Genomic DNA, 22,732 nt, shown 5'->3' on the forward strand with positions numbered 1-22,732 from the left:
ACCGCCGAAGGGAGGCCGGGTTGCCCCTCCCGGCCACCGGCCGTATAGGGCGCGCAACCCAGGAGGACCGCTGTTTTGGCCAGCCTCGAACCCGATACCCAGCCCCAGGCCAAGCCGAACCCGGCGCTCGCGCTCCAGGCCGAGATCCTCGCCCGGCCGGCGACCGAGGAGCGGCGGATGGCGGATGCGATCCGGGCGCTGGCGATCGATGCCGTCGAGAAGTCGAAATCGGGCCATCCCGGCATGCCGCTCGGCATGGCCGATGTGGCGACGGTGCTGTTCAGCCAGTTCGTGAAATTTGACGCCGCCGATCCGCGCTGGCCGGACCGCGACCGCTTCGTGCTGAGCGCCGGGCATGGCTCGATGCTGCTCTACTCGATCCTGCATCTCACCGGTCAACCTGGGATGACGATCGACGACATCAGGCATTTCCGCCAACTGCATTCGCCGGCGGCGGGGCACCCCGAATTCGGCGAGGCGCCGGGGATCGAGACGACGACGGGGCCGCTCGGCCAGGGGGTCGGCAATGCGGTGGGGATGGCGCTGGCGGAGCGCATCCTGGCGGCGCGGTTCGGCAAGAGCCTGGTCGATCACCGGACCTGGGCGATCTGCGGCGACGGGTGTCTGCAGGAGGGGGTGAGCCATGAGGCGGCCTCGCTCGCAGGGCATCTCGGCCTCGACAAGCTCACGCTGCTCTGGGACGACAACAAGGTCACCATCGACGGGCCGACCGACCTCTCCTTCACCGACGATACGCTGAAACGCTTCCAGTCCTATGGCTGGGCGGTCAGGCGAGTCGATGGGCACGACACGGCGGAGGTGGCGGCGGCGCTGGCCTGGGCCGTCAGGACGCCGAAGCCGGTGCTGATCGCCTGCAAGACGATCATCGGCTTCTCCGCGCCGAAGAAGGCGGGGACGGCGGCGAGCCATGGCAGCCCGCTCGGGCCCGAGGAGGCGGCGGCGGCGAAGTCGGCGCTGGGCTGGAACCACCCGCCCTTCGAGGTCCCGGATGGGCTGCGGGAGCGCTGGGAGGCAGTCGGGCGGCGCTCGGCGGGGACGCGGCGGACCTGGCTGAAGCGGCTGGCCAAGCACCCGATGAAGGCCGAGTTCGAGCGCGCCATCGCCGGCAGGTTGCCGGAGGCCTGGCACGAGGCGCTGGCGGCGCTGCGGGCGAAGACTGCGGAGGAGCGGCCGAAGATCGCCAGCCGCATCGCGGGGCAGCGGGCGCTGGAGGCGCTGGTGCCCTCGATTCCGGAGATGGTCGGTGGCTCGGCGGACCTGACGGGGTCGAACAACACCAATGTGAAGGGCATCCCCTCGGTGAAGCCCGGGGATTTCAACGGGCGCTACGTGCATTACGGCGTGCGCGAGCACGGCATGGCGGCCGCCATGAACGGGATGGCGCTGCATGGGGGGATCATCCCCTATTCCGGCGCCTTCCTGGTCTTCGCCGACTACATGCGGCCGTCAATCCGGCTGGCGGCGCTGATGCGCCAGCGCGTCATCCATGTGCTGACGCATGACAGCATCGGCCTCGGCGAGGACGGGCCGACGCACCAGCCGGTGGAGACGCTGGCGGGGCTCAGGGCCATCCCGCACCTCTTCGTCTTCCGCCCCGGCGATGCGATGGAGACGGCCGAGTGCTGGGAACTCGCCGTGAAGCGGGCGGACGGGCCGAGCGTGATGGCGCTGTCGCGGCAGGGGCTGCCGGCCTACCGGACCGAGGCGGGCGAGAACCGCTGCGCCCGCGGCGGGTATGTGGTCGAGGAGGCGAGCGGGGCGCGGCGCGCAACCTTGATCGCCACTGGCTCGGAAGTGTCCATCGCCCTGGTTGCCCGGGCGGCGCTGGAGGCCGAAGGTATCGCCACGGCCGTCGTCTCGCTGCCCTGCTGGGAGCTGTTCGCCGCCCAGGATGCGGGCTACCGCGAGCAGGTGCTGGGCAGCGCGCTGCGGGTCGGCATCGAGGCGGCGGTGGGCTTCGGCTGGGAGCGCTGGCTGGGGCCGGAGGGCATCTTCATCGGGATGGAGGGCTTCGGCGCCTCCGCGCCGGTGGAGGACCTCTACCGCCATTTCGGCATCACCGCCGAGGCGGTGACGGCGGCGGTGAAGAAGCGTATCGGTTGAGCCCGGATCGGGCTCCAAGAGAAGGAAGACGATGATGGCCGTGAAGGTCGGGATCAACGGGTTCGGGCGCATCGGGCGGCTGGTGCTGCGGGCGATGATCGAGAGCGGGCGCGACGACGTCGAATGCGTCGCCATCAATGACCTCGGCTCGGTCGAGGCCAATGCGCATCTCTTCCGCTATGACAGCGTGCATGGCCGCTTCCCGGGCGAGGTGCAGGTCGAGGGCAACTCGATGATCATCTCGGCCAATGGCCGGACCTATGCGCCGATCAAGGTGACGGCCGAGCGCGACCCGACGAAGCTGCCCTGGCAGGGCGTCGATGTCGCGGCCGAGTGCACCGGCATCTTCACCAATTCCGACAAGGCGGCGCTGCTGCTGCAGTCCGGCGCGCGGAAGGTGCTGGTCTCCGCCCCCGTCACCTGGGCCGAAGTGCATGCCGACGACAGCGCCCAGGCGACCATCGTCTATGGTGTGAACCACAAAATCCTGAAGCCGAGTCACCAGATCGTCTCGAACGCCTCCTGCACCACCAACTGCCTGGCGCCGGTGGCGAAGGTGCTGCACGAGAAGTTCGGCATCCAGCGCGGCTACATGGTGACGATCCACGCCTATACCGGCGACCAGAACACGGTCGACACGCTGCACAAGGACCTGCACCGGGCGCGCGCCGCCGCCGTCTCGGCCATCCCGACCTCGACGGGTGCGGCGAAGGCCGTCGGCCTCGTGCTGCCGGAGCTGAAGGGCAAGCTGGACGGCACCGCCATCCGCATCCCGACGCCGAATGTCTCGCTCATCTCGCTCGACGTGAACCTCAAGACCGAGGGCGTCACCAAGGAGATGGTGAACCAGGCGATGAAGGAGGCCGCCGAGGGCGAGCTGCGCGGCATCCTCGGCTACAACACGGCGCCGCTGGTCTCCATCGACTTCAACCACGACAGCCATTCCTCGACCTTCGACGCGACGCAGACCCAGGTGGTCGACGGCGCGCTGGTGCGGGTGATGAGCTGGTACGACAACGAGTGGGGTTTCTCCAACCGCATGTCGGACACCGCCGCGTTGCTCGGCAGCCTGTAAGACCAGACCAACACGACGCCCGCCCGCGCTGCCGCGGGCGGGCGTTGCATTGAGGACCGCACCGGATGGCCCGCTTCCGTACCCTCGACGACCTCGACCCCAAGGGCCGCCGCATCCTGCTGCGCGCCGACCTCAACCTGCCGGTGCGGGATGGCGTCATCACCGACCGCACGCGGATCGAGCGCTTGGCGCCGACCGTGCAGGAGCTGGCGGAGAAGGGCGGGCGGGTGATCGTCTGCAGCCATTTCGACCGGCCGAAGGGCAAGCGCGTGCCGGAGATGTCGCTGAAGCCGATGCAGGAGGCGCTGGCGCAGGCGCTCGGGCGGCCTGTCGCCTTCGTCGATGACTGCGTCGGGCCGGAGGCGGAGGCGGCTGCCGCCGCGCTGAAGGATGGCGAGGTGCTGCTGCTGGAGAACACCCGCTACCATGCGGGCGAGGAGGCCAATGATCCGGCGCTGGCAGCTGGGCTGGCGAAGCTGGCCGATGTCTATGTGAACGATGCCTTCTCGGCGGCGCACCGGGCGCATGCGAGCACCGAGGGCGTGGCGCAGCTGCTGCCCTCCTATGCCGGGCGGCTGATGCAGGCGGAGCTGGAGGCGCTGGATGCGGCGCTCGGCAACCCGTCGCGGCCTGTCGTCGCCATCGTCGGCGGGGCGAAGGTCAGCACCAAGCTCGACCTGCTCGGCAACATGGTGAAGCGGGTGGATGTGCTGGTCATCGGCGGGGCGATGGCGAATACCTTCCTCGGCGCGCAGGGGCATGCCATGGGCAAGTCCTTGCAGGAGGCGGGGATGTACGACACGGCGCGCTCGATCCTGGAGACGGCGAAGGCGGCGAACTGCGAGATCATCCTACCCAGCGACCTGGTGGTGGCGGCGGCCTTCGCGGCGAATGTGCCGACGCGGGAGGTTGGCATCGATGCGGTGCCGGCCGAGATGATGGCGCTGGATGTGGGGCCGGATACCGTGGCGGCGATCGAGGCGCGGCTGCGGCAGGCCTCGACGCTGGTGTGGAACGGGCCGCTCGGCGCCTTCGAGACGCCGCCTTTCGATGCGGCGACGGTCGCCGTCGCGCAGTCGGTGGCGGGGCTGACGCAGTCGATGGGGCTGAAGTCGATCGCCGGCGGCGGGGATACGGTCTCGGCCCTGAAGCATGCGGGGGTCGAGGAGCGGATGACCTATGTGTCGGCCGCGGGGGGCGCCTTCCTCGAATGGCTGGAGGGGAAGACCTTGCCCGGGGTGGCGGCGTTGGAGACGGCTGCCTGATCTTCGGGCAGATGTGACCAAAGCTTGCTGGACGGTTAACGGGGCCGGGCGCCATGCTGCGGCATGCGCATCCAGCCCCGCGACCGCCGGTATCGTGCTCCCGCCTTTACCGGGGATTCAGACCTCGAGGGCATGATCCGGCGCATGATCAGCACCAATGCGCTCGCCGCCTTCACGACGCAGGTGGCACAGACCAGGCCGGCCCAGCCGGTCAGGGGCGTCAGCCCGGGGCAGAATGGCCCGGCTGCCGAGGCCCAGCCGACGCAACGTACGCTGGAGGCGGTGCCGGCTGCACCGGGGCGTCCGCTGCCGCGCGGTTCCTTGCTCGACCTGCGGGTCTGAGCTTGCACCTGCCCGAGGGCTTGCCCATCCTCTTTGGATGGCAAGTTTCGTGCGCACCGTCCCGGAAGGTGAGGATCGCGAGCGGCTGACCTGCTCCGATTGCGGCTTCATCGCCTATGAGAACCCCAAGATCGTCGTCGGCAGCGTCGTCGAGGTGGAGGGGCAGGTGCTGCTCTGCCGAAGGGCGATCGAGCCGCGGCGCGGCTTCTGGACCCTGCCGGCCGGCTACATGGAAATGGCCGAGACCGTCGAGGAGGGCGCGCGGCGGGAGGCCTGGGAGGAGGCGCAGGCGCGCATCGCCATCGAGGGTGTGCTGGCCATCTATTCCATTGCCCGGATCGGGCAGGTGCAGGTGATCTTCCGCGCGGGGCTGGCGGAGCCGGGCTTCGCGGCGGGGCCGGAGAGCCTGGATGTGCGGCTGTTCGGCTGGGATGAGATTCCGTGGGGGGAGATCGCCTTTCCCTCGGTCCATTGGGCGTTGCGGCAATGGCGGGAGGCGGCGGGGCGGCCGCTTGGCCTGCCGGCGATGAATCCGCCCGAGGATGCGCGGGGAACCAGGCCCTTGCCGGGGGAGGGATTGTGATGCGGCGGACTCTGCTCGCGCTGCTGCTGTTCGCCGGGCCGGCCTGGGCGGAGGAGGCGGCAGTGCTGGCGCCGGGGCCGGAGGTGCGGTTGCCGGAGCGGGCGGCGCCCGCAAGGCCGCGGCCCAGGGCGCCCGCGCTGCGGAAGCCTCCGGCGCTCGACCTCAGCAAGCGTGCGGCGCTGCCCTTGCCGCCGCGCCAACCCCAGCTGGGCAACCTCGCGCCGGTGCCGAATCGCATGGTGGAGCGGCAGGCGCCGTTGCCGGACCCGAGGACGACCCTCAGCCCGAGCCTGCTCTACCGGAACCTGCCGGGGCGGGGGCTGGCGGAGGAGGGCTCGCCGAGCCTGCTGGAGGACAAGCTTTACCGGCCAGCGCCGGGCGCGAGGCTCCGGGTGCCCTTCGCTTATTGAGGTTTGAGGCCGCGGCCGAGGTTCCAGACCGGGTCGGGGGTGGTCCAAAGCACGGGGTCGCGCATGGCGGCGGCCAGGGCCTTGGTGACGGCGGCGAAGATGGCCTCGCCCTTCTCGGCCGTGGCGGCGCGCGGGTCGCCGCGGACGCCGGTGCGAGGGGCGCGCTCCTCGAAGGAGTAGAAGCGGACGAAGCCGGCGGGCGGGTTCGGCGGCGGGTTGGAGAGGCTTTCGGCGATCTTCTCCTGGCGGACCTGGGCGGCGTCCAAGGCGAGCCAGAGGCTGGTCTCGCCCTCGCAGGCATGCTGGACGCCGGGCTGGGTCGTCAGGATCGCGGCGATCTCCTTTGAGGCGACCTGGGGCCAGGTGGTGGTGACGATGGGGATGCCGAACTCGACCGCCAGCTCGCGGCCGGCGACGGCCAGCGGGTCGATATTGCCGCCATGGCCGTTGACGATCAGCAGCTTCCGGAAGCCGTCCGCGACCAGGGAACGGACGACGCAGCGGAGCACGGCCTGGAAGGTGGCGTGGTCCAGCGTGATGGTGCCGCCGAAGGGCAGGTGATGCTCCGAGAGGCCGAGCCAGATCGGGGGGAGGACGGCGACGGGTAACTCCCCGGCCACGGCGGCGGCGGCGCGGAGGGCGAATTCATGGGCGCAGGCGCTGTCGGTCCAGACCGGGAGGTGGGGGCCGTGCTGCTCGAGGCTGCCGATGGGGAGGATGACGAGGGCGTCGCGGGCGGCCAGCGCCTTCAGCTCGGGGCCGGTCATGCGGTCCCAGCGGATCTCAGTGGGCATGGTGGTGGTTTCCTTCCGTTGGGAAAGAGAGAGGCTCTGCCCCTCTCATACTCTCCCTGCCAAAGGCCGAAAGGCCTTTGGAAACCGTTAGTTTAACTCAAGGGGTCCAGGGGCCTTTCGGTCCCTGGTGGCGGAGTTCGAGGGGATCGGGGGCAGTGCCTCCGATGCCCCCCGATCAGCGGGCGGTAGCGATAGCGGCCATGACGTCGGCCACGGTTTCGCGCACCGCCACATCGGTCGCGAAGCGCAGCCCGGCGACGACGATGGCGGCGCGGGCGCCCGCCGCGTGTCGCTCTTCCGAAGGGCGGACCAGGACGATGCGGTCGAGCGCCAGGAAGGTGCGGGCGCCGTTGAGGTCGGTCAGCGGGACGAGGCGGAGGCCGGCGGATTGCAGGCGGCGGATGACGGCATCGAGCGCCTCGCTGCTGCGCTGCTGGACGAAGGCGGTGGTGTCGAGGATGGTCGCGCCGTCGAGCCGGGCGACGCGGACGACCTGCATGGCATTCAGCCGGACCGGGGCGCGGCCCTCGGCGGGGAGCAACTCGACGAAGATGGCGGGCGGGTCCTGGGCCGCGGCCGGGAGGGCCAGGAGGAGCAGCGGCAGGATGCGCCGGGGGATCATGGCAGGCCGACCAGCCCCCTCGCATAGTCGCGGGCGGTGAAGGGGCGGAGGTCGGCGGCCTTCTCGCCGACGCCGACGACATGGACGGGCAGGCCAAATTCCTGGGCTAGCGCCACGACGATGCCGCCCTTGGCGCTGCCGTCGAGCTTGGTGACGGCGAGGCCGGTGACGTCGACCATCTCCTTGAAGACCTTCACCTGCTGCACGGCATTCTGGCCGGTGGTGGCGTCGAGGACGAGGAGGACGGAGTGCGGCGCCTCGGGGTCCACCCGCTTGATGACGCGGACGACCTTGCGGAGTTCTTCCATCAGCGCCGACTTGTTGTGCAGGCGGCCGGCGGTGTCGACGAGGAGGACCTGGATGCCCTCGGCGCGGGCGGCGGTCAGGGCGTCGAAGGCGAGGCCGGCGGCGTCGGCGCCTTCCTTCGCGGGGGTGAAGACGCGGGCGCCGGTGCGTTCGCCCCAGATCTGCAACTGCTCGACGGCGGCGGCGCGGAAGGTGTCGCCGGCGACGAAGGCGCAGGAGAGGCCCTGCTCGCGGTATTGCTGGCCGAGCTTGGCGATGGTCGTCGTCTTGCCGGTGCCGTTGACGCCGACAACCAGCACGACATGCGGGGCACGCGCCGGGTCGAGCACCAGGGGCTGGGCGACGGGGGCGAGAATCGTGGCGATCTCCTCGGCGAGGGCGGCCTTCACCTCCTCGTCGGTGACCTCCTTGCCGAAGCGGGTGCGGCGGAAGCCCTCCACGATGCGACGGGAGGCGGCCACGCCGAGATCGGCGGTGATGAGCGTGTCCTCCAGCTCCTCCAGGGCCTCCTCGTCGAGGCGGCGCTTGCGGAAGAGGGTGGTGACGCTCTCGGTGAGCCGGGCGGTGGAGCGGGAGAGACCGGTGCGGAGGCGGGTGAACCAGCCGGCGGGGGCGGCCTCGGCCGGCTCCTCCGTCGGGAGGGGGGCAGGGGCAGGGGGCGGGGCGGGGGGTGGCTGCGGCGCCTCGGCCTCGATTTCCGCCTCGAAGCCGGCCTCGCGCAGCGCGGCCTCCTCCTCGGGCGTGAGGGCGATCTCGAAGGGGGCGGGCTCGGGCGCGGCGCCGAGGCGGGCGAGGGGGGGCTGAGCGGTGAAGGGGGGCGGGACGGGGACGGGCGCCGTGGACAGGCCGGGGCTGGCGGCGGGCGGCAGGGTCGGGGCGCCCTGCGGCGGCTCGGGCTCCGGCAGCTGGCCGGGCGGGGTGGAGAGCGGCGTTTCCGCTTCGCTCGGCTTGGCGCGGATGCGGCCGAGCCAGTCCTTCAGCGCCATGGTCAGGCGGCCTCGGCCAGCAGGCCGTCGGCATCGGCGGCGGTGACGCGGAGGCGGCGCAGGGTGCCGGGCTCGGCCTGGCCGCGCGCCAGGCGGATCGGGGCGAAATGCGCGGTGTGGCCGCGATCCTCACGCTCGAACAGCACGGATTCCTCCTGACCAAGGCGGGCGGCGTAGAAGCGGGCGGCGCCTGCCGCACCGGCGGCGCGAAGGCGGGCGGCGCGGGTCTTCCGCACCGGCATGGGCACGGCGGGCATGCGGGCGGCCGGCGTGCCGGGGCGCTCGGAATAGGGAAAGACGTGCAGGAAGGCGAGTTCCATCTCGGCGACGAGGTCGAGCATCTCGGTGAACTGCTCCTCGGTCTCGGTGGGGAAGCCGGCGATGAGGTCGGCGCCGAAGGCGATCTCCGGGCGGAGGGCACGGGCGCGGCGGGCGACGGCAAGGGCGTCGGCCTTGAGGTGGCGGCGCTTCATGCGCTTCAGGATGAGGTCGGCGCCGTGCTGGAGCGAGAGGTGGAGATGCGGCATCAGCCGCGGCTCTTCGGCGATCAGGCGCCAGAGGTCGTCGTCGATCTCGACCGGGTCGAGGGAGGAGAGGCGGAGGCGGGGGAGCTCCGGGACGAGCGCGAGCAGGCGGCGGATCATCTGGCCGAGGCGCGGCTGGCCGGGGAGGTCGGGGCCGTAGCTGGTGATGTCGACGCCGGTGAGGACGACCTCCTTGTAGCCATGGGCGACGAGGGCGCGGACCTGCTCGACGATGGCGCCGATGGGGACGGAGCGGGAGGGGCCGCGGCCATAGGGGATGACGCAGAAGGTGCAGCGGTGGTCGCAACCCTGCTGCACTTGGACGAAGGCGCGGGCGCGGCCGGCGAACTCGGTCACGAGATGGGCGGCGGTCTCGGTGGCGGCCATGATGTCCGTCACCGGGGCAGGCGGGGCATCGAGTGACCAGGCTTCGGGCTTCAGCTTGTCGGCGTTGCCGATGACGCGGGTGACGCCGGGGAGCGTCGCCCACTTGTCGGGGGCGATCTGCGCGGCGCAGCCGGTGACGATGATCGGCGTGCCCGGGTTCTCGCGGGCGGCGCGGCGGATGGCTTGGCGGGCCTGACGCTCGGCCTCGGCGGTGACGGCGCAGGTGTTGACGATGATGCCCTGCTGCCCGGCCTTGCCGGCGAGGTCGCGCATCGCCTCGGACTCGTAGGTGTTGAGGCGGCAGCCGAAGGTGAGGAGTTCGAGCGTCACAGGGGCAGGCTGTCGAGGTCGATGGTGCCGGTGAAGGCGGTGGCGACAGGGCCGGTCATCAGCACATGGCCGTCCGCGCGCCATTCGATGTGGAGGTCGCCGCCGGGGAGGGTGACGGTCGCGGCCCGGCCGGTGAGGCCGCGGCGGGCGGCGTTCACCAGGGCGGCGCAGGCGCCGGAGCCGCAGGCCAGCGTCAGGCCGGCGCCGCGTTCCCAGACCGTCAGGCGGATGTGCTCGGGGTTGAGGACCTGGACGAAGCCGATATTGGCGCGGTCGGGGAAGAGCGGGTCGTGCTCCAGGCGGGGGCCGAGGGTGGCGACCGGGGTGGCGTCGAGGTCGGGGACGAAGAGCGTCGCATGGGGGTTGCCCATGGAGCAGGCGGCGGCGTCCTCCAATGGCAGGTGGAGGGTGTCCATGGCGCGGGCGAGAGGGACATCCTGCCAGCCGAGGCGGGCGGGGCCCATATCGACGCGCCAGAACTCGCCGAGGCGATCGGCGGGCAGGTCGCCGGAGACGGTGCGGATGGTGACGCGGTCGGCGGCGGTCTCGGCGGCGACAAGGGAGGCGATGCAGCGGGTGGCGTTGCCGCAGGCGCCGGCCTCGGAGCCGTCCGGGTTGCGGATGCGCATGAAGACATCGGCGCCGTCGGTGCCGGGCTCGAGCACGATGAACTGGTCGCAGCCGATGCCGCGCCTGCGGTCGGCGATGGCGGCGGCGCGGGCGGCGCTCATCGGCAGCGTCTGGGCGCGGGCGTCGAGCACGACGAAGTCGTTGCCGAGGCCGTGCATCTTGCGGAAGGGAACCATCACGGGGGAGATATGCCCCGTGAGGCCGTCCGTTCCAACCCTACCGTTTCAGGATGGAGCCCAGCACGCCGCGCAGGACGGCCTGGCTGATCTGGCGGCCGACCGAGCTGCCGATGCTGCGGGCGGCGGATTTCGCCATGGATTCGGCGACGCCCTCGCGCTTGCCGCCGCGGCCGGTGAGGATGTTGCCGAGGATGTCGCCCATGCCTCCCCCTTGGCCGCCGCCTTGCGGGATCTGGGGGATGCGGCTGCTGCGGGCGGGTGGCGGTGTCGGCAGGGGAGGAAGGGAGGTGGCGCCGCCCCAGGGGTTGCTGTCGCGGGTCGGGGCGGGGCCGCTGCGCCAGGGGCCGGAGGCGGGTGTGGCGGTGGCGCGGCCTTGCAGGCGTTCATAGGCCGACTCGCGGTCGATGGCCTCGTCGTAGCGGCCGGCGAGCGGGCCGGCCTTCAGCACGGCGGCGCGCTCCTCGGGGGTGATGGCGCCGATGCGGCCGCGGGGGGGCAGGATGCGGGCGCGCTCGACCGGGCTCGGCGTGCCGTCCTCCTGGAGGGTGGAGATCAGGGCCTCGCCGACGCCCAGATGGGTGATGGCGTCCTCGACGCGGAGCTTTGGGTTGGGGCGGAAGGTCTCGGCGGCGGCGCGGACGGCCTTCTGCTCGGCCGGGGTGAAGGCGCGGAGCGCGTGCTGCACGCGGTTGCCGAGCTGGCCGAGGACGGTCGCCGGGAGGTCGAGGGGGTTCTGCGTCACGAAGTAGATGCCCACTCCCTTGGAGCGGATCAGGCGGACGACGGTCTCCACCTTCTCGATGAGGACCTTCGGCGCGTCGCGGAACAGGAGGTGGGCCTCGTCGAAGAAGAAGACGAGCTTGGGCTTCGGCAGGTCGCCGACTTCGGGGAGTTCCTCGAAGAGCTCGGAGAGCAGCCAGAGCAGGAAGGTGGCGTAGAGCCGGGGCGAGGCGATCAGCTTGTCGGCGGCGAGCACGTTGACGGCGCCGCGGCCGTCGGGGGTGAGGAGCATGAGGTCGGCGAGCGAGAGGGCGGGCTCGCCGAAGAATTGCTCGCCGCCGGCCTGCTCCAGCATCAGCAGGCGGCGCTGGATGGTGCCGATCGTCGCCTTGCTGACATTGCCGTAGGTGGCGCCGAGTTCGCTGGCGCGCTCGGCGACATGCGTCAGGATGGCGCGGAGGTCCTTGAAGTCGAGCAGCAGCAGGCCCTCGTCATCGGCCAGCTTGAAGGCGATGGTGAGCACGCCCTCCTGGGTCTCGTTCAACTCCAGCATGCGGGCGAGGAGCAGCGGGCCCATCTCGGCGACCGTCGCGCGCAGCGGGTGGCCCTGCTGGCCGAAGACGTCCCAGAGGATGGCGGGGGCGGATTCATAAGCGAAATCGGCCTCGCCGAGGTCGTGGGCGCGCTGCTCCAGCTTCGGGTTGGGTCGGCCGGGCTGGGAAAGGCCGGCGAGGTCGCCCTTGATGTCGGCGCAGAAGACGGGGACGCCGGCGCGGGAGAAGCCCTCCGCCAGGGTCTGCAGGGTGACGGTCTTGCCGGTGCCCGTGGCGCCCGCGACCAGCCCGTGGCGGTTCGCGCGCGAGAGGAGGAGGGTGCAGGGGTGCTCGCCCCGGCCGATCAGGATGTGGTCCGTCATGGCAGGGTTTATAGGGCAGGCGGGCGGCGCTTGCATCCGGGGCGTGGCGCCGCTATACGCCGCCCCTCTCCGCGCGACGGGCTTGGTGGGCATGCCCGGCCGCGGCTTCGTGCGCCCTCGGGCGCGCATCCTGACCGGACAAGGAGGTCCAAATGCCCAAGATGAAGACGAAGTCTTCTGTGAAGAAGCGCTTCAAGGTGACTGCCACGGGCAAGGTGCTCGCCGGCCCCGGCAAGAAGCGGCACATGCTCCGCAACCGCTCCTCCAAGGTGAAGCGGCAGAACACCGGGACCCAGGTGCTGCGGCACCAGGACGGTCTGACGGTGATGCAATGGGCGCCCTATGGGCTGGTCCGGTAAGGGGGTCTGAGCCATGGCACGCGTCAAGCGGGGCGTCACCGCGCACGCCCGTCACAAGAAGGTCCTCAAGCTCGCCAAGGGCTATGTCGGCCGGTCCTCCACGAATTTCCGCCCCGCGCTGGAGCGGGTCGAGAAGGCGCTGCAATACGCCTATCGCGACCGCCGCAACAAGAAGCGTGACTTCCGCGGCCTCTGGATCCAGCGGATCAACGCGGCGGTGCGCGAGCACGGGCTGACCTATTCGCAGTTCATCGCCGGCATCAAGGCGGCGGGGATCGAGCTGGACCGCAAGGTCATGGCGACGATCGCCTTCGACGATCCGACGAGCTTCGCGGCGCTGGTCGAGAAGGCCCGCGCGGCGCGTCCGGCTCCGGCGGCGACGCCGGCGGCCTGATTTCCTTCCCCTCGCGGGGATCGAGTTGCGCAAGGGGCCGCTCCCGGCAGGGTGCGGCCTTTTGCCTGTTTGGGACCTGATGCATGAGCGATGACCTCGACGCCCTCCGGGGCGAGACCGCCGATGCCCTCGCGGCCGCCGCCGACCTCCGCGCCTGGGATGCGGTGCGGGTCGGCACGCTCGGCAAGAGCGGGCGGCTGACCGGGCTGCTGAAGGGGCTTGGCCAGGTGCCGGCCGAGGCGCGCAAGGAGCGCGGGGCGGCGCTCAACCGGCTGAAGGCGGAGCTGGAGGCGGCGATCGAGGCAAGGCGCGTCTCGCTGGAGGCGGCGGCGCTGGAGGCGCGGCTGGCCTCCGAGCGGATGGATGTGTCGCTGCCGCCGCGGGCGCATGCGCCGGGCGGGGCGGAGCTGGGCGGCATCCATCCGATCAGCCGGACCATCGAGGAGCTGACGGCGATCTTCGGGGCGATGGGCTTCCGCGTTGCTGAGGGGCCGGATATCGAGAGCGACTGGCTGAACTTCTCGGCGCTCAACATCCCGGACCATCACCCGGCGCGGCAGGACCATGACACCTTCTATTTGCCCGCGGGGGCGGATGGGCGGCGGCCGGTGCTGCGGACGCATACCTCGCCGGTGCAGGCGCGGACCATGCTGGGGCAGGAGCCGCCGATCCGTGTGATCGTGCCGGGGCGGACTTGGCGAGCCGATCACGATGCGACGCATAGCCCGATGTTCCATCAGGTGGAGGGCTTGGTGATCGACCGGGGGATCACGCTCGGGCATCTGAAGGGCTGCCTGATCGATTTCCTGCGCGCCTTCTTCGGCATCGGGGATTTGCCGGTGCGGTTCCGGGCTTCGTACTTCCCCTTCACCGAGCCTTCGATGGAGGTGGATATCGTGTGGAACCGGAAGACCGGTGAACTCGGCAAAGGGGGCGACTGGCTGGAGATCCTGGGGAGCGGGATGGTGCATCCGCGCGTGCTGGCCAATTGCGGCATCGATGCGCGGGAATGGCAGGGCTTCGCCTTCGGGATGGGGATCGAGCGGATCACCATGCTGAAGCATGGCATGCCGGACCTGCGCCCCTTCTACGAGAGCGACCTGCGCTGGCTGCGGCACTACGCGGCCGATCCGCTGTCGCCCCCATCCCTCGCGGAGGGTGTGTGAGATGAAGTTCACCCTGTCCTGGCTCCGCGCGCATCTCGAGACCGAGGCGCCGCTGGCGGATATCCTCGCCACGCTCAACACCATCGGGCTCGAGGTCGAGGGGGTGGAGGATCGCGGGGCGGCGCTCGCCTCCTTCCGCATCGCGCAGGTCGTCGAGGCGGAGCAGCACCCGAATGCCGACCGGCTCCGCGCGCTGAAGGTGGATGCGGGGGATGGGAAGCTGCTCTCCGTCGTCTGCGGCGCGCCGAATGCGCGGGCCGGGATGAAGGGCGTGGTCGCGCTGCCGGGGGCCTTCATCCCGGGCACTGGAATCACCCTGAAGAAGGGCGAGATCCGCGGCGTCGCCTCGGAGGCGATGATGCTGTCGGCGCGGGAGATGGGGCTGGGCGACGACCATTCGGGGATCGTCGATCTTCCCGAGGATGCGCCGCTCGGCGAGAGCTATGTGCGCTGGGCGGGGATGGACGACCCCATCATCGAGATCAGCGTCACGCCGAACCGGGGGGATGCGCTCTCGGTGCATGGGGTGGCGCGGGACCTGGCGGCGGCGGGGATCGGGCGGCTGAAGCCGCTGGCCGAGCCGCGGATCGAGAGCGTCTATCCCTCGCCGCTGCGCTGGGAGATCGCCGACAGCCGCGCCTGCGACTACGTCATCGGCCGGGCCATCCGCGGGGTGAGGAACGGGCCCTCGCCGAAATGGCTGCAGGACCTTCTGGTGGCGATCGGGCTGCGGCCGATCAATGCGCTGGTCGATGTGACCAACCTCTACACCCATGGCCTCGGCCGGCCGCTGCATGTCTTCGACGTGGCGAAGGTGCGGGGCGGGACGCTCACCTTGCGGATGGCAACGGAGGGGGAGGAGCTGGTCGCGCTGAACGGCAAGACCTATGCGCTGACGTCGGAGGATGGCGTCATCGCCGACGAGGCGGGGCCGGAATCCCTCGGCGGCATCATCGGCGGCGAGCATTCGGGCTGCGACGAGGGCACGACCGAGGTCTTCATCGAATGCGCGCTGTTCGACCCGGTGCGCATCGCGCTTTCCGGTCGGCGGCACGACATCCGCACCGATGCGCGGGCGCGGTTCGAGCGCGGGGTGGACCCGGCGCTGCCGGCGCATGCCCTCGACCTCGCCACCTGGACCATGCAGGAGCTGTGCGGCGGCGAGGCGAGCGAGGTCTCGGTGGCCGGCACGCCGCCGGCCTGGCAGCGCAGCGCGACGCTGCGCTTCGCGCGGCTGGCGGGGCTCGGCGGCGCCGAGGTAGCGCCGGATGAGGCGGTCGGCATCCTCGAGCGGCTGGGCTTCGCCGTCGAGGCGCGGGATGCGGAGCGGGTGACGGTGGCGGTGCCGCCGTGGCGGAACGACATCGCCGGGGCCGGGGGCCTCGATCAGGCGCCGGGGTTGCCGGCGGAGCGGGCGCGGGCGGCGGCGGAGGGCTGTGCCGAAGTGGAGCCGGAGGCCGACCTCGTCGAGGAGGTGCTGCGCATCCGCGGGCTCGACCGGGTGCCGCCGGTCTCGCTGCCGGTCGCGGGCATCGTGCCGCCGCCGGCGCTGAGTGCGAAGCAGGCGCGGGCGGTGCTGGCGCGGCGGGTGCTGGCGGCGCGGGGGATGCTGGATTGCGTCGGCTTCGGCTTCCTCGAGGCGAAGGTGGCGTCGCTGTTCGGGGAGACGCCGGCGGCGCTGCGGCTGGAGAACCCGATCGCGGCCGATCTCGACCAGATGCGCCCGACGCCGGTCGCCAGCCTGTTGCAGGCGGCGGCGCGGAATGCGGCACGGGGCTATCCGGATGTGGCGCTGGCGGAGCTGGGGGCGGCGTACCGGGATGCTTCGCCGGAGGGGCAGTTGCAGGTCGCGGCCGGGGTGCGGACGGGGCATACGCCACGGCACTGGGCGGAGGCCTCGCGCGCCGTCGATGCGATGGATGCCAAGGGCGATGCGCTGGCCGTGCTGGCGGCGCTCGGGGTGCCGATGGCGGCCGTCAGCGTCACCGCGGATGCGCCGGGCTTCTATCATCCGGGGCGGAGCGGGGTGCTGCGGCAGGGGCCGAAGACGGTGCTCGCCACCTTCGGCGAGATCCATCCGCGGGTCGCGGCGGCGCTCGACCTCGCCGGACCAGCCGTGGCCTTCGAGGTCTTCCTTGATGCCATCCCCGAGCCGAAACGGCGGAAGAAGGGGGCGCCCGACCTGCCGGCCTTCCAGCCGGTACGGCGGGACTTCGCCTTCCTCGTCGATGAGGGGGTCGCGGCCGAGGCGGTGCTGCGGGCGGCGCGGGGGGCGGACAAGGCGCTCATCGCCGAGGTGGTGCTGTTCGACCGCTATGCCGGGGACAAGCTGCCGGAGGGCAAGGTGAGCCTCGCCATCCAGGCCGTGCTGCAGCCGCGCGAGGCGACGCTGACCGATGCCGAGATCGAGGCGGCGGCGGCGAAGATCGTGGCGGCGGTGGCGAAGGCGACGGGGGCCACGCTGCGCGGCTGAACCGGGGGCCGGCCAATCCAGTGCTTTGACTTGGCCGGCACCTGCCTTATCTGCAACTGCAAGAGGCCGGGCATCCCAGACCCGGCCGCCGGAATCCCATGCCCGACACTCCGCTCGCCCGCATCCGCAATTTCTCCATCATCGCCCATATCGACCATGGGAAGTCGACGCTCGCCGACCGGCTGATCCAGGCCACCGGCACCGTGACGGCGCGGGAGATGAAGGAACAGCTCCTCGACAACATGGAGTTGGAGCGGGAGCGGGGCATCACCATCAAGGCGCAGACGGTGCGGCTGGCCTATCAGGCGAAGGACGGGGAGACCTATATCCTCAACCTGATGGACACGCCGGGGCATGTGGACTTCGCCTATGAGGTGAGCCGGAGCCTCGCGGCCTGCGAGGGCTCGCTGCTGGTCGTCGATGCCTCGCAGGGGGTGGAGGCGCAGACGCTCGCGAATGTCTACCAGGCGATCGACGCGAACCACGAGATCGTCCCGGTGCTGAACAAGATCGACCTTCCGGCCGCGGAGCCGGAGCGGGTGAAGCAGCAGATCGAGGATGTCATCGGCATCGACGCCTCGGATGCGGTGGAGATCAGCGCCAAGACGGGCCTCAACATCGAGGGCGTGCTGGAGGCGATCGTCACGCGCCTGCCGCCACCGACCGGCGATGCCTCGAAGACGCTGACCGCGCTGCTGGTCGACAGCTGGTACGACGCCTATCTCGGCGTGGTCGTGCTGGTGCGGGTGCGGGACGGGCATCTGCGCAAGGGCCAGCGCATCCGCATGATGTCGAACGGCGCGGTGCATACCGTGGAGCAGGTCGGCGTCTTCACGCCGAAGATGGTCCAGGTGGAAAGCCTCGGGCCGGGCGAGATGGGTTACGTCACCGCCGCCATCAAGACGGTGGCCGACACCAATGTCGGTGACACCCTGACCGACGACCGCAACCCGGCCGAGGAAGCGCTGCCCGGCTTCAAGCCAAGCATCCCCGTGGTCTGGTGCGGGCTCTACCCGGTCGACGCCGATGATTTCGAGAAGCTGCGCGAGAGCGTCGGCAAGCTCAGGCTCAACGACAGCAGCTTCCACTACGAGATGGAAACCAGCGCGGCGCTGGGCTTGGGCTATCGCTGCGGCTTCCTCGGGCTGCTGCACCTCGAGATCGTGCAGGAGCGGCTGTCGCGCGAGTTCGACCTCGACCTGATCGCGACGGCGCCCTCCGTCGTCTACAAGCTCCGCCGGACGAACGGGGTGACGGAGGACCTGCACAACCCGGCCGACATGCCGGACCCCTCGCTCATCGAGGAGATCGAGGAGCCGTGGATCAAGGCGACCATCATGGTGCCGGACGAGTATCTCGGCCCCGTGCTGACGCTCTGCAACGAGCGGCGCGGGCGGCAGGTCGAGCTGACCTATGTCGGCACCCGCGCCATGGCGGTCTACCGGCTGCCGCTGAACGAGGTGGTGTTCGACTTCTACGACCGGCTGAAGTCGCTCAGCCGCGGCTATGCCAGCTTCGACTACCAGGTCGATGGCTACGAGGCCGGCGACCTGGTGAAGATCTCCATCCTGGTGAATGCCGAGCCGGTGGATGCGCTGTCCTTCATGGCGCATCGCAGCCAGGCCGACAGGCGCGGCCGGCAGATTTGCGAGCGGCTGAAGGAGCTGATCCCGCGCCAGCTCTTCAAGATCCCGATCCAGGCGGCGATCGGCGGGCGGGTGATCGCGCGCGAGACCATCTCCGCCATGTCGAAGGACGTGACGGCCAAGTGCTATGGCGGCGACATCAGCCGCAAGCGGAAGCTCCTCGACAAGCAGAAGGAGGGCAAGAAGCGCATGCGGCAATTCGGCAAGGTCGAGATCCCGCAGAGCGCCTTCATCGCGGCCCTGAAAATGGACGCCTGACGGGCTTGGGGGTTGATTTCTAAACCCCATGTCATCTAAGCGGCGCGTCGGAACGCCGTCGAACCGGGAGAACTCCATGAATCGCGTGATGCGCCGTGCCTTGCTGGCGATGTCCCTTCTGACTGCAGGGCCGGCCATGGCGCAGCAATTCCCTGGCCGCACCATCACCGTCGTCGTGCCCTTCGCGGCCGGCGGGCCGACCGACACCGTCTCTCGCCTTGTCGCCGAGGGGATCGGGCGCGAGCTCGGCCAGACCGTCGTCGTCGAGAATGCCGGCGGGGCGGGCGGCACGATCGGCTCGCAGCGCGTGGCGCAGGCGCGGCCGGACGGCTACACGCTGCTGCTGCACCATATCGGCATGGCGACGACGCCGACGCTTTACCGGCGGCTCGGCTACGATCCGGTCGGCGGCTTCGAGCCGATCGGCCTCATCACCGAGGTGCCGATGACGCTGGTCGCCAAGAAGGACTTCCCGGCGACGACGCTGCAGGAGGCGATCTCGGTGATCCGGCGGGATCGGGAGAACCTGAACTACGCCAATGCCGGGATCGGGGCGGCGAGCCATCTTTGCGGGCTGCTGCTGATGAAGGCGGTCGATGCGCCGATGACGACGGTGCCCTTCCGCGGCACCGGGCCGGCGATGCAGGAGATCCTGGCGGGCCGTATCGACCTGATGTGCGACCAGACGACCAACACCACCGAGCAGATCAATGCCGGTGCGCTGCGCGTCTTCTCGGTCACCACCGAGAGCCGCATCGCGGCGCTGCCGAATGTGCCGACCTCGGCCGAGGCGGGGCTGCCGGCCTTCCAAGTGAGCGTGTGGCACGGGCTCTATGCACCGAAAGGCACGCCGGCGCCGGTGGTGCAGCGGCTCTCGCAGGCGCTGCAGGTGGCGCTGCGGGACGAGAAGCTGGTGGCGCGCTTCGCCGAACTCGGCACCACGCCGGTCGCGCAGGAGCGGGCGACGCCGGAGGCGCATCGGGCCTTCTGGCAGGCGGATATCGCCAAGTGGCGGCCGATCATCCAGGCGGCGGGGCAGTACGCGGACTAATTCCCCGCCACGCTGCGGAGGGACACCAGGCGAGGAGTAGGCCCTAGTCCTCGCCCCGGAGGTAGGCCTGCATCCGTGGCAGCATGAAGTCGAGGAAGGCGCGGACCCGTTGGGGTAGCAGCGGGCCGCCGAGGTGGAGGGCGTGGATCTCCTCCTCGTCGCCGGCATCGGGGAAGATTTCGACCAGGCGGCCGGCGGCCAGGTCGGCGCGGACATGGAAATCGGCAAGTCGGGCGAGGCCCATGCCGGCGACGGCCAGGCGGCGCACGGTCTCGCCGTTGTTGGCGAGCAGGCTGCCGGTCGCCAGGCGGCCGAGGATGCGGCCGCCTTCGCGGCTCGGCCAGACCGGGGCGCTGCGGCGGAAATTGAAGCCGAGGCAGTTGTGGGCGCCGAGCTCGGCGAGGCTCGTCGGCGTGCCGTGGCGGGCGAGATAGGCGGGGGCGGCGACGATCTTCCGCCGTGCGGCCCCGATGCGCCGGGCGACCAAGCTGGAATCGGGCAGCGGGCCGATGCGGATGGCGACATCCGTGCGGTCGAGGTAGAGGTCGACAATCTCATCTGAGAGCGAGAGGTCGACGACGATCCGCGGGTGGGCCTGCCAGAAGGCAGGCAGCAGCGGCTCCAGCGCCAGGGCGCCGAAGGTGACGGAGGCGTTCACCCGGATTGTGCCGCCGGGCTGGGCGGCGCCCTCCGCCAACTCGCGCTCGAAGGAGTCGAGGTCGGCGAGGACTGCGCCCCCGCGCTCGTGGAGCAGGCGGCCTTCCTCGGTCAGCAGCAAGTGGCGGGTGGAGCGTTCGATCAGCATCACGCCGAGGCGCGCCTCCATCCGGGCGATCAGCTTGCTGACGGTGGAGGGGGTCATCAGCAGCTGACGGGCGGCTTCGGAGAAGCTGCCGGCTTCCACCACGCGCAGGAAAACCTGCAGCTCGCCGATCCGGTTGTCCATGCGCCTTGCCTCCGCCTCGCGGCAGGAATCATGCGCCATCTGTGAAATACATTCACGGCTGATGCGATGGCGGGGTGGGTTATCGCGCGTGCTGCGCTGCACCATCCTTCGAGCAACGCTCAAAGGAGACTGCTACATGTCCGTATCCGAAGCCGGCGCCGTGCCGCCGGACAGGAATTCGCGTGCCGGGGCCTGGCCGTTGCTGGCGCTCGCCGTCGGAGCCTTCGGCATCGGCACCACGGAATTCGCCCCGATGGGGCTGCTGCCGGTGATCGCTACCGGGGTCGGGGTTTCGATTCCGACGGCGGGGCTGCTGGTCAGCGCCTATGCGGTGGGCGTGATGCTCGGCGCGCCGGCGATGACGCTGGCGCTCGGCCGGCTGCGGCGGCGCAATGCGCTGATGCTGCTGATGGGCATCTTCACCATCGGTAACCTGCTCTCGGCCATCGCGCCCGACTACTGGACGCTGCTGGCGGCGCGCGTCGTCACCAGCATGAACCACGGCGCCCTCTTCGGCCTCGGCGCGACGGTCGCGGCGAGCGTGGTACCGAAGGAGCGGAAGGCGAGCGCCGTCGCCATCATGTTCATGGGGCTGACCATCGCCAATGTCGGCGGTGTGCCGGCGGCGACCTGGCTCGGCCAGGCGATCGGCTGGCGGATGTCCTTCGCGGCGACGGCGGGGCTCGGCGTGCTAGCGATGGCGGCGCTGTTCCTCGCCCTGCCGCGTGGCGATGCGGGGCGGATGCCGGATGTGCGGCGGGAGCTGGCGGTGCTGCTGCGGCCGGCGGTGCTGCTGGCGATGGCGACGACGGTGATGGGGTCGGCGGCGATGTTCACCCTCTACACCTATGTGGCGCCGGCGCTGACCACGCTGACCGGGGCGTCGGAGGGCTTCGTGACGCTCGCGCTGGTGTTGATCGGCATCGGGTTCACCATCGGCAACGGGCTCGGTGGGCGGCTGGCGGACTGGTCGCTGGATGGGGCGACGAAGATCTTCCTTGGTGCGCTGGCGGCGGTGATGGCGGTGCTGCCGCTGCTGCTGACGAGCCATGTGGGGGCGTCGGTGGGGCTGCTGCTCTGGGGCGTCGCAACCTTTGCCATCGTGCCACCGGTGCAGATGCGGGTGATGCAGGCGGCAGCGGATGCTCCGGGGCTCGCTTCCTCGGTCAATATCGGGGCGTTCAACCTCGGCAACGCGCTGGGCGCGGCGGTGGGAGGCGGGGTGATCTCGCTTGGCCTCGGTTACGGGGCGGTGGCGATCGCCGGGGCGGTCCTGGCGCTGGCGGGGCTGCTGCTGGTGGTGGCGGCCTCGGGCAGGCGGAAGGCGGTCGCGGTCGCCTAGGCGGGACGGGCGCGGGCGAGCATGCGCCGCGCCCGCTCGACCACCGGCTCGTCGATCATCGCGCCCTCGAAGGTCGCGGCGCCGATGCCGCGGGCGAGGCTCGCCTCGAAGGCCTCGACCATGCGGCGGGCGCGGTCGATCGCCTCGGGGCTGTCGCCGTATTCCTCGTTGATCACCGCGACCTGTGAAGGATGGACGCAGCTGGCGCAGGCGAAGCCGAGCTTGCGCGAGCGGCGGAGCATCGCGCGATAGCCCTCCGGGTCGGAGAGGCCGGCGACGGTGCCGACGAAGCCGAGCGGCAGGATGCCGGCGGCGCGGGCGGCGAGCAGCGCCATCATCTTCGGCAGGTAGAGGGCGTCGGGCGAGGGCTCGGCGCCGAGATCGGTGGCGAGGTCCTCGCCGCCGGCACCCAGCGCGACGAGGCGCGGGTCGGCGCGGGCGATGGCCTCCAGGGACGAGAGAGCGTCGGCGGTCTCGACGAGGCCGATGCAAATCGTGCGGCCGACGGGGATGCCGTGGGCGGCTTCGCTTTCGGCAATGAGTTCCGATAGCAGGCGGACGTGGTCTGGGCCCATCAGCTTGGTGAGCACCAACGCGTCGGCACCGGCGGCGATGGCGGCGTCGATGTCGAGCGTCGCCAGGCGGAGGGGGCGGTTGATGCGGACGCAGGCGGCGGCGCCACCCTGCGTCACCTGGGGGATGGCGGCGGCCAATGCCGCGCGGGCGGCGGGCTTCTCGGCGGGGGCGACGGCGTCCTCCAGGTCGAGGATGATGGCGTCGGCGCCGCGGGTGTGGGCCTTGGCCACGAAGCTCTCGCGCGTGGCGGGGACATAGAGCAGGGAGCGCCAGGCAGGGAGGGTACGCATCGGGTGATGCTCCGCCCCTCGCGCCGGCCGGTCAATGC

The 22,732-nt window shown here is 71.0% G+C and carries 21 protein-coding genes; 13 read left to right on the top strand and 8 right to left on the bottom strand.

The window, feature by feature from the left end; translation table 11 throughout:
* The first annotated feature begins 75 nt into the window (after positions 1–75).
* The 6 genes from tkt to EP26_RS03775 all read left to right on the top strand — a co-directional run bounded on the left by tkt (position 76) and on the right by EP26_RS03775 (position 5,799).
* Complete coding sequence (tkt, locus tag EP26_RS03750) at positions 76–2,124, top strand: transketolase (protein WP_043335946.1); 2,049 nt, start codon at positions 76–78, stop codon at positions 2,122–2,124.
* 34 nt (positions 2,125–2,158) lie between these two features.
* The gene (gene gap / locus EP26_RS03755) at positions 2,159–3,199 is read left to right on the top strand and encodes a type I glyceraldehyde-3-phosphate dehydrogenase (protein ID WP_043335948.1); all 1,041 of its coding nucleotides are present in this window, start codon (positions 2,159–2,161) and stop codon (positions 3,197–3,199) included.
* A 65-nt stretch (positions 3,200–3,264) separates the two neighbouring features.
* The gene (locus EP26_RS03760) at positions 3,265–4,464 is read left to right on the top strand and encodes a phosphoglycerate kinase (RefSeq protein WP_043335950.1); all 1,200 of its coding nucleotides are present in this window, start codon (positions 3,265–3,267) and stop codon (positions 4,462–4,464) included.
* A 144-nt stretch (positions 4,465–4,608) separates the two neighbouring features.
* Positions 4,609–4,806 carry a hypothetical protein gene (locus tag EP26_RS03765; protein ID WP_157033394.1) on the top strand — a complete coding sequence of 66 codons (198 nt, stop codon included), beginning with the start codon at positions 4,609–4,611 and terminating at the stop codon, positions 4,804–4,806.
* A gap of 49 nt (positions 4,807–4,855) precedes the next feature.
* On the top strand, positions 4,856–5,389 hold the full coding sequence (locus EP26_RS03770; protein WP_245624282.1) for an NUDIX hydrolase: 534 nt from the start codon (positions 4,856–4,858) through the stop codon (positions 5,387–5,389).
* Complete coding sequence (locus EP26_RS03775) at positions 5,389–5,799, top strand: hypothetical protein (RefSeq protein WP_043335956.1); 411 nt, start codon at positions 5,389–5,391, stop codon at positions 5,797–5,799. The genes EP26_RS03770 and EP26_RS03775 overlap by 1 nt, the downstream gene beginning before the upstream one ends.
* Here EP26_RS03775 and EP26_RS03780 read toward each other — a convergent pair.
* The 6 genes from EP26_RS03780 to EP26_RS03805 all read right to left on the bottom strand — a co-directional run bounded on the left by EP26_RS03780 (position 5,793) and on the right by EP26_RS03805 (position 12,193).
* Entirely contained in the window at positions 5,793–6,593 is an 801-nt protein-coding gene (locus tag EP26_RS03780; RefSeq protein ID WP_043335958.1) for a creatininase family protein, read from the bottom strand. The genes EP26_RS03775 and EP26_RS03780 overlap by 7 nt on opposite strands.
* 175 nt (positions 6,594–6,768) lie before the next feature.
* A complete protein-coding gene (locus EP26_RS03785) occupies positions 6,769–7,215 on the bottom strand; it encodes a hypothetical protein (RefSeq protein ID WP_043335960.1) in 447 nt (148 codons plus the stop codon).
* The gene (gene ftsY / locus EP26_RS03790; RefSeq protein ID WP_052388774.1) at positions 7,212–8,216 is read right to left on the bottom strand and encodes a signal recognition particle-docking protein FtsY; all 1,005 of its coding nucleotides are present in this window, start codon (positions 8,214–8,216) and stop codon (positions 7,212–7,214) included. The genes EP26_RS03785 and ftsY overlap by 4 nt, the downstream gene beginning before the upstream one ends.
* Positions 8,217–8,509: 293 nt before the next feature.
* Positions 8,510–9,748, bottom strand: coding sequence for a tRNA (N(6)-L-threonylcarbamoyladenosine(37)-C(2))-methylthiotransferase MtaB (gene mtaB, locus EP26_RS03795; RefSeq protein WP_043335962.1), 1,239 nt, complete (start codon positions 9,746–9,748; stop codon positions 8,510–8,512).
* Positions 9,745–10,554: a diaminopimelate epimerase gene (gene dapF / locus EP26_RS03800; protein WP_043335964.1), complete on the bottom strand. Its 810-nt coding sequence runs from the start codon at positions 10,552–10,554 to the stop codon at positions 9,745–9,747. The genes mtaB and dapF overlap by 4 nt, the downstream gene beginning before the upstream one ends.
* A 40-nt stretch (positions 10,555–10,594) precedes the next feature.
* Positions 10,595–12,193, bottom strand: coding sequence for a helicase HerA-like domain-containing protein (locus EP26_RS03805; RefSeq protein WP_043335966.1), 1,599 nt, complete (start codon positions 12,191–12,193; stop codon positions 10,595–10,597).
* Positions 12,194–12,345: 152 nt separating this feature from the next.
* On the opposite strand from EP26_RS03805, the gene rpmI reads away from it, so the two are divergent.
* From rpmI to EP26_RS03835, 6 genes are all read left to right on the top strand, one after another.
* Positions 12,346–12,552, top strand: a complete 207-nt coding sequence (gene rpmI, locus EP26_RS03810) for a 50S ribosomal protein L35 (RefSeq protein ID WP_043335968.1) — start codon at positions 12,346–12,348, stop codon at positions 12,550–12,552.
* A gap of 13 nt (positions 12,553–12,565) precedes the next feature.
* The gene (gene rplT, locus EP26_RS03815; RefSeq protein ID WP_043335970.1) at positions 12,566–12,946 is read left to right on the top strand and encodes a 50S ribosomal protein L20; all 381 of its coding nucleotides are present in this window, start codon (positions 12,566–12,568) and stop codon (positions 12,944–12,946) included.
* Positions 12,947–13,029: 83 nt separating this feature from the next.
* The gene (gene pheS, locus EP26_RS03820) at positions 13,030–14,112 is read left to right on the top strand and encodes a phenylalanine--tRNA ligase subunit alpha (RefSeq protein ID WP_043335973.1); all 1,083 of its coding nucleotides are present in this window, start codon (positions 13,030–13,032) and stop codon (positions 14,110–14,112) included.
* Position 14,113: 1 nt separating this feature from the next.
* Positions 14,114–16,585: a phenylalanine--tRNA ligase subunit beta gene (pheT, locus tag EP26_RS03825; protein WP_043335974.1), complete on the top strand. Its 2,472-nt coding sequence runs from the start codon at positions 14,114–14,116 to the stop codon at positions 16,583–16,585.
* Positions 16,586–16,683: 98 nt separating this feature from the next.
* The gene (lepA, locus tag EP26_RS03830) at positions 16,684–18,489 is read left to right on the top strand and encodes a translation elongation factor 4 (protein ID WP_043335977.1); all 1,806 of its coding nucleotides are present in this window, start codon (positions 16,684–16,686) and stop codon (positions 18,487–18,489) included.
* A 76-nt stretch (positions 18,490–18,565) separates the two neighbouring features.
* Entirely contained in the window at positions 18,566–19,540 is a 975-nt protein-coding gene (locus tag EP26_RS03835) for a tripartite tricarboxylate transporter substrate-binding protein (protein ID WP_084112301.1), read from the top strand.
* A gap of 43 nt (positions 19,541–19,583) precedes the next feature.
* Here the strand turns inward: EP26_RS03835 and EP26_RS03840 are convergent, their stop codons facing one another.
* The gene (locus EP26_RS03840; RefSeq protein ID WP_043336152.1) at positions 19,584–20,486 is read right to left on the bottom strand and encodes a LysR family transcriptional regulator; all 903 of its coding nucleotides are present in this window, start codon (positions 20,484–20,486) and stop codon (positions 19,584–19,586) included.
* Positions 20,487–20,622: 136 nt separating this feature from the next.
* Here EP26_RS03840 and EP26_RS03845 point away from each other — a divergent pair, with 136 nt between their 5' ends.
* Positions 20,623–21,828, top strand: a complete 1,206-nt coding sequence (locus EP26_RS03845; protein WP_052388763.1) for an MFS transporter — start codon at positions 20,623–20,625, stop codon at positions 21,826–21,828.
* On the opposite strand, the gene EP26_RS03850 is transcribed toward EP26_RS03845, so the two are convergent.
* Entirely contained in the window at positions 21,825–22,694 is an 870-nt protein-coding gene (locus EP26_RS03850; RefSeq protein WP_043336156.1) for an HpcH/HpaI aldolase/citrate lyase family protein, read from the bottom strand. The two genes, EP26_RS03845 and EP26_RS03850, sit on opposite strands and share 4 nt — an antisense overlap.
* Between the last annotated feature and the right edge of the window lie 38 nt (positions 22,695–22,732).

The organism is Belnapia moabensis DSM 16746 (assembly GCF_000745835.1).
Classification (GTDB): Bacteria; Pseudomonadota; Alphaproteobacteria; order Acetobacterales; family Acetobacteraceae; genus Belnapia; species Belnapia moabensis.